Raw genomic sequence first — 7,454 nt, forward strand, 5'->3', positions numbered from 1 at the left:
ATGCGGCGGCGCTGCACGCCCCCTTCGAATGGGGGCGGTGCAATGGCCTCAGGCCGGCCGCTGCGGCAGCTCGGTTGCCGTGGCCCGTATCGCCTGGCGGCAGGCCTGCAGCAGATCGCCGTGCTGAATGATCTGCCGGTGGCTCGCGCCGATCGGCGCGCCCAGCCGGAGGCGCCCACCCAGCTGGTCCGCCAGTGCCGTCACCTCTTGCGGGGGCCGGTCTGCGCGCCACCAGACATCGGGTACGGCCCGGAGCGACGGCAACGGAGGCAGCTTCATGATCGCGGCATCGAGCCGACGGTAGGCCATGAATTTCTCCACCATGTCTCCCTGCCCCGGATCGATGCCCAGTTGCGCCACCAGCGCATTGGCCGCCTGCGTGGTGCGGTGCACCGAGTCCACGCAGGCCATGTCCGCCGCGCCGAGGACGTCCAGCACCTGTTCGATGGCGCCGGCATCCACCCAATCCGCCAGGAAGGTGCGGGCCTCCTCGCGCCAGTCGTAGGGGACGATGCCACCGTGCATCACGAAGCTGTCCACCATGCCGATAAACGCCACCTCGCGCCCTTGTGCTTCGAGCAGGCACGCCATATAGACCGCTTCGGTCGCGCCCAGCGACCAGCCGAGCAGCGCCACCGGCCCCTGCGGACAGACGCTGCGCACCAGGTCCACGTGGTAGGCGGCCAGCGCCTCGATGGCGTCGATGCGCGACAGGTCGGTGCAGCACAGGCCGTACACCGGGCGTTCCTTGCCCAGTGCATCGGCCAGGGGCTGGTAGTCCAGCACGTTCCTCAGCGCTGGCGCGATGCAGAACAGCGGCATCGCCGAGGGGTCCGCCCCCGCCGCCAGGCGCTGGATGGGGCGCAGCGGAGCGCTGGCGCCCGGGGCTTCCCACAGCAACTGCGCGATGGTCTGCTTTTGCATCAGGTCCTGCAGCGAGAAAGCGTGGTCCGCCGCCAGGCTCTGGTTCATGCGGGCGAGCAGTTTCAGGGCCACGATGGAGTCGCCCCCGATCTCGAAGAAGTTGTCATTGCGCCCCACGCGCTCCAGCCCCAGCACCTGCGCCCAGATCTGCGCCAGCGCCTGCTCCACCTCCCCCCGCGGTGCCTCGTACTCCCGCGTCCTCAGTCCTTCTTGCTCCCCCGCCCCCGCCGTCGCCAGCTGCCCCAGCGCCTTGCGGTCCACCTTGCCGTTCCCGTTCAGCGGCAACCCCTCTCCCACCACCACCAGCGCCCCCGGCACCATGTACTCCGGCAACGCCTGCCCCAGCCGCTTTCTCAGCTCCCCGATGTCGATCCCCTGCCCCCCCTGCGGCGACAGGTACGCCACCAGCCTCGCCCCGCTCTCTCGCTCCTGCACCAGCACCACCGCCTCCCTCACCTCGGGCTGCGCCAGCAACTGCGCCTCGATCTCCCCCAGCTCGATCCGGAACCCCCGGATCTTCACCTGGTGGTCGATCCGCCCCAGGTATTCCAGCTCTCCTTCCTGGCTCCAGCGCACCCGGTCTCCCGTGCGGTACAGCCGTTGGCCTCCCTCCGCTGCGATGAAGCGCTGCGCGGTGAGGGCCGCCTGCGCGAGGTATCCCCGCGCCAGTCCCTCGCCCGCCACGTACAGCTCTCCCGCCAGCCCGATGGGCACCGGCTGCAGCGAGCCGTCCAGCACGCGCAGCCCCAGGTCCGGGATGGCCACGCCCACCGGGCTGCGCGCAGCTTCCAGGTCGGCACGCTTCACGGGCCGGTAGGTGACGTGCACGGTGGTCTCGGTGATGCCGTACATGTTGATGAGCTGCAGCTGCGCATCGCCCCAGTGGTCGATCCATTTCCTGAGCCGCTGCGGCTCCAGGGCTTCGCCACCGAAGATGACGCAGCGCAGCGCCAGCCCGCTCTCGTAGGCCTCTCGCTGCTCCATGAGCTGCCCGAAGGCTGAGGGGGTCTGGTTGAGCACGGTGACCTGCTGCTCGCGCAGCAGCTGCACGAAGTCCTGCGGCGAGCGGCTGACCCAGTACGGCACGATGACGAGCCGCCCCCCCGTGCACAGGGCCCCGAAGATCTCCCACACGGAGAAGTCGAAGGCGTAGGAGTGGAACAGGGTCCAGGTGTCCTCAGGCCCGAAGCGGAACCACGGCTGGGTGGCATCCAGCAGCCGCGTGGCGTTGCGGTGGCTCAGTTGCGCGCCCTTGGGGCGCCCAGTGGAGCCGGAGGTGTAAATGACGTAGGCGAGCCCTTCGGGGTGCACGGCAAGGCCGGGGTTGCTCCCGGCCTCGCTCTGCCAATCCAGGGTGTCCAGCTCCACGGTGGGCAGGCCTTCGGCCCAGGCGAGCGATTCGCTCAGGGCGCTGTGGGTGAGCACCAGGGCGACGGCGCTGTCCTGGGCCATGTAGGCCAGGCGGTCTGCCGGGTATTGCGGGTCCAGGGGCACGTAGGCGCCCCCGGCCTTGAGGATGGCGAGCATGCCTACGATGGTCTCCAGGCTCCGCTCCACGGCCAGGCCCACCCGGACCTCCGGGCCCACGCCGCGGCCGATGAGGTGGTGGGCCAGCTGGTTGGCCTGGCGGTTGAGCTGCCCGTAGCTCAGCTGGCGATCGCCCAGCACCAGCGCGATGGCAGCCGGGTGCGCCTTCGCATGGCGCTCTATCCGCGCATGCAGGGACCCTTCCCCCATCGGCTCAGACACCACCCCAGGCTCTCCCCACCCCTGAACACGCAATCGCTCCACTGCATCCAACAGGTCCAGCTCTCCCAGCAACCCATCGGGATCGTCCGCCAGCGCCTCCAGCACCCGTACGCAGCCCGCACGCAGCCGCTGCGCCGTTTCCGGGCCGAACAGGTCGGTGTTGTATTCGAGCCGGGCATGGATCTTCCCGCCATCCAGCACCGCGTTGAGCGACAGGTCCGCCTTGGCCCCGGACGGGCCAGCGTCGATGAACTCCGCGCGTGCGCCGTGCAAGTCCAGCACCAGCGATGGGTCGGCCACCTGCCAGCTGAACATCACCTGGAACAGCGGGTTGCGTCCGCCATCCCGGGCCGCTTTGCGGCTGGCCAGCAGGGCTTCGAGCGGCAGATCGGCATGTTCCAGAGCGGCCAGGGCATCGGCCCGGACCTGGCGACAGATCTGGCGCAGGGTCTGCTGCGGCGACAACCTGGCCCGGAACACCTGGGTGCTGATGAAAAACCCCAGCAGGTCGCGCAGCGATTCGCGGTGCCGCCCAGCGTTGGGCACGCCCACGCCGAAATCGGTCTGCCCGCTGTAACGGCACAGCAGCATCTGCCAGGCGGCCAGCAGCACCATGAAGGGGGTGCAACGCTCGGCGCGGCACAGCCGCAATAAGCGCTCGCACAATGCGGGCTCCAGTGTGAAGCTCAGCGAATCGCCGCGAAAGCTTTGCTCCACAGATCGCACTCCGTCCAGGGGCAGCTCCAACACTGGGACGTGCGATCCCAGATGGGCATTCCAGTGGTCCAGCTGGCGCGCGAAACCACCGTTTTCCAGCTGCGCCCGCTGCCACACGGCGAAATCGCCGTACTGCAACGGCAGGACCGGCAGCCGCACGGCGCCGGGGCTTCGCAGGGCCTGGCCATAGGCCGCGCCGAGGTCGCGCGCCAGGATAGGGTTGGATGCCGCGTCCGTCACGATGTGGTGCAGGCAGACCCCGAGCAGGTGCCGGTGGTCGCCCAGGCGCACGAGCCGCGCCACCAACGCGGGCGCAGAGCCCAAGGCAAAGACGTGCGCAGCCAGATCTTCGGCCAGCTCGGCAATGACGGCTTGAGCGGACCCGGCAGCGCGATCGGATGCATCGATGCGCTCGATTTGGAACGGCACGTGCGGCTGCACCACCTGCAAAGGCACACCGTCCCGCTCGATGAAGGCCGTTCGCAAAATAGCGTGGCGCTCCAGCACGGCCTGGAAGGCGCGCTCCAGGGCACCGGGATCGAGCGGGCCGTCGATCTTCAGCACCCGGGGCAGGTTGTACGCCGTCATGCCGGGCACAAGGCGCTGCAGGAACCACAGTTGCTCCTGAGCGAAGGACAGGGGAATTTCATCGCCCGCGCGAGTGCAGGGAAGGATGTCGCCTTCGTCCTGTGCGATTGGCAGCGCCAGGACATCACGCGCCTGCGGGGCGACTGCTGGCGGTGGGGCGAGGGTTGCGATGGCGTCCATGGTGTCTTCGTTTTCCAAGCGGTAGGCGCTCATGCGTGGACCGTTGCTGGGGTGTTTTCACCTTCGCCCCCCGGCGGCACTGCGTGCACGGCCGCCGCGCCAGCGGCGCGCTGGGCCTGGGCGCGTTGCTCCAGCTGGGCCGCCCGATCCCCTTCGCCTTGCCGCAACGCGGCGGCCAGCGCCGAGATGCTGGGGTGGTCGAACACCAGCCCTGGCGCGACCTCCAGCTGCAGCAGCTTGCGGATGCGCGCCACCAGCTTGATCACCAGCAGCGAATGCGCGCCGAGGTCGAAGAAGTCGTCATCCACGCCGATGGCGTCGCGCTGCAACAGCTGGGCCATGGCTTCGGCCAGCACGTGCTCCAAGGCATCGCGGGGCGGCCGTGAAGGGGTGCCAACGCCCTCATTGGCCGCCAGGGATTCCAGCGCGACGCGGTCGATCTTGCCGTTCGGAAGCCGGGGGAACTGCGCCAGCACCACGCAGCGCGCGGGCACCATGGCCGAAGGCAAACGGGCCGCCACATGGTCACGCAATGCCGCCGACGTGGGCGGTGCATGGCCGCTGGCTACGACAAAAGCCACCAGTTCCGGCGCACCGCCTTCTCCCGGCCGTGCGAACACCGTGGCCTGCGCCACGTGCGGGTGAGACAGCAGCGCGGCCTCCACTTCGGCGGGCTCGACGCGAAAGCCCCGGATCTTGATCTGGTGGTCGGCCCGCCCCGCCAGGCGGATGCCGCCGCCCGGCAGTCGCCAGGCCAGGTCGCCGGTGCGGTACAGGCGCTCGCCCGGCACGAAGGGGTCGTCGATGAACACGTCGCTGCCGGCCTCCAGGTGCAGATAACCGCGGCACAGTTGGGCCCCACCGATGAAAACCATGCCCCGCCCTCCCTGCGGAACCACCTGCAGGTGTTCGTCGAGCACATGGACGCGTAGGTTGGCCAGCACGCGGGTGAGCGGCAAGGTGGCCCCGTCCAGAAGAGCGCCTGGTTCATGGGCATGCACCATCACGCCCACGGTGGTCTCGGTCGGGCCGTAATGGTTGTAGATGCGGCATTGCGGCGCCAGGCGCCCGATGCGCTCCAGCAGGGCACCCGGCGTCGCTTCGCCGCCGAGAACCAGCGTGCGCGGCAGCACCGGAGATTCGTGTTCAAGCAGCGCCTCCAGGTGCGACGGGACCATCTTGATCGCATCGATCTGGTGCTGCGCCATGAACGCCGCGAAGGCTTGCGCATCTTCGACCTGGTTTTGTTCCGCAACGACCAGGCAGGCGCCGTTGAACAGCGCCCCGAACAAAGCGGTATTGCCCAGGTCTGCCACCACCGAACTGGTCAATGCCCAACGCCGGCAACTCCCCAAGTCCATCGCCTGCGTGGCGCAGGCCACATAGTTGAGCAACTGCGCCTGGCCGATCACCACGCCCTTGGGCTGCCCGGTCGATCCGGAGGTGTAGAGCACATAGGCGAGATCTTGCATTTGCGGCGCGCGGCTCCGGCCGGCCGCTGCCTGCGCTGTGGATTGCAGATCGGCCAGCCCCACTTCGCGCCACGAAGGCTGCGTGAAGGGGGCACCGTCGGCCACTTGTGCCCGCAGGACGCAGGCCGGCTGGGCGTGCGCCAGCACGGCCTGGCGGCGTGCGTCCGGCCAGTCGGGCTCCAGGGGCAGGTAGCCAGCGCCCACGCGCCAGGCCGCCAGCATGGCCACCACCAGGTCGATCGATCGGGGCAGCTCGATCGCGAGCAATCCGCCCGCAGCCAAGCCATGGGTGTGCAGCGCCTGCGCCATGCGGTCCACACGCGATTCGAGTTCGCGGTAGGTGAGGCGCTGGGAGCCCGCCTCGATGGCGGGGGCGTCCGGCGTCAGCTCGGCCCATCGCGCGATGTGTTCTCCCACCGTGAGGGTTCCGACATCCAGCACCGCATCGTTCAGCGACAGCAGAAAGGCGCGTTCCTGCGCACCGGCCAGGGAAAGGCGGTTCACCGGCGCCTCGGGTTGCTTCACCACCGCGGCGAGCAGGGTGGTGAACTGCATCAGCAGCGCCTGCGCGGCAGCCTCGGTGCAGCGGCCTTCCACAGCATGCAGGCCCAGCAGCGCCGTCTGTCCCGCAGACCATTGCGCATCCAGCACCAGCTCGAAACAAGGCAGGGGCGCGGGCATGGCATCGACCTGCCAGACCGCGCTGCCCACCCCATGGCGAGCGGGGGCGCTGCGGGCCAGGAACCCCCACCGCTGGTGTGACGACAGCGGCGGTGCATCGATGGGGAAAAACTCTTGCACTTGCACGTGGGCATCGAGCATGCTTTGCAGCCGTCGGAGCCAGTCCATAAACCCCGCTTGGGGGGCGATGTCCACCTTCACTGGCAGCACCTTGCAGAACGCACCTACACCGCCTTGCATGACGTCGTAGTCGTCACGGCAATCGTGCTGCCATCCCGCCATGAAGCGGCTCTCCTCGGTCAAGCGGGAGAGCTGCAGCCACCACACGGCCTGCAATAGCGTGTGCACCTGGGCGCCCGCCGAATCGGCGGCCACCTGGACCTGGGCCGCCAGCGCCGGATCGATGGCCAGCGTGCGCCGCAGTGCCAGTCGCTGGCGCGGCACCGCCGCAGGGCCGGCCATCAAGGCCTGCAGGCGCGGCGGCGGCAATGCATCGCCGCCCTCCACCTGACGGCGCCAATATGCCTTCCCTTGCTGCGCATCGTCGCCGCCCTCCAGGTCCTGCCGCCATTCCACGAACTGGGCATATTGAAAGGGTTCTTCGAGATCGGGATCGATTTCGCCGCCATATGCGCGCGCAATCTGATCGAGCAGCGACACCAAACTGCCCTGGTCCACGGACAGCGCGCTGGCAGCGATCACGAGCGTGTGTTGCGCGTCTGCCGTGCGAGCCAAACCCACGCGCAGTACCGCCGCGCGCGCAGGGTCCATCGGAGGGTCGGTCAAGCCTTGCAGCCAGTTCTTCAGCGTCGAAAGGGCCGCAGCCGGAACACTGCCGGCTGCCGACGGACGCAGATCGGCATCGCGCCAATCCAGTGAGGGCGCCGATTCCAGCGATTGCTGGCGCAGCCCGCGATAACCCGGCACCGCCTGCAATGCCGTAGAAAGCGCTCCGTGCGGGCGCACGGCAGCCTCCACGGCTGCGCGCAGCCGCTGCGGCTCCAGAGGGCCGTCGATGCGGACGTGGATTTCCAGGGTCAGTGCCGCCGCGCGAGGGTCCGCATCGGCCATCGACAACAGGGCCCGTTGCTCGGGGCTGAGCGCGAAGGTGGATTCAGCGAGATCGGTCAGGGTGGACATCAT

At 69.0% G+C, this 7,454-nt stretch carries 2 protein-coding genes; both read right to left on the bottom strand.

Going from position 1 to position 7,454, the window contains the following annotated elements; genetic code table 11:
* Positions 1–48: 48 nt before the first annotated feature.
* Complete coding sequence (locus M5C98_RS17900) at positions 49–4,191, bottom strand: amino acid adenylation domain-containing protein (RefSeq protein WP_272548806.1); 4,143 nt, start codon at positions 4,189–4,191, stop codon at positions 49–51.
* Entirely contained in the window at positions 4,188–7,451 is a 3,264-nt protein-coding gene (locus tag M5C98_RS17905; RefSeq protein WP_272548807.1) for a non-ribosomal peptide synthetase, read from the bottom strand. Before M5C98_RS17905 ends, M5C98_RS17900 begins: the two co-directional genes overlap by 4 nt.
* Between the last annotated feature and the right edge of the window lie 3 nt (positions 7,452–7,454).

This window comes from Acidovorax sp. NCPPB 3576 (genome assembly GCF_028473605.1).
In the GTDB taxonomy this organism is placed as follows: domain Bacteria; phylum Pseudomonadota; class Gammaproteobacteria; order Burkholderiales; family Burkholderiaceae_C; genus Paracidovorax.

Bases quoted from the DNA above. Each gene is read 5' to 3' on its own strand.
- M5C98_RS17905 (WP_272548807.1), bottom strand. From the start codon at position 7,451: ATGTCCACCCTGACCGATCTCGCTGAATCCACCTTCGCGCTCAGCCCC.
- M5C98_RS17900 (WP_272548806.1), bottom strand. From the start codon at position 4,191: ATGAGCGCCTACCGCTTGGAAAACGAAGACACCATGGACGCCATCGCA.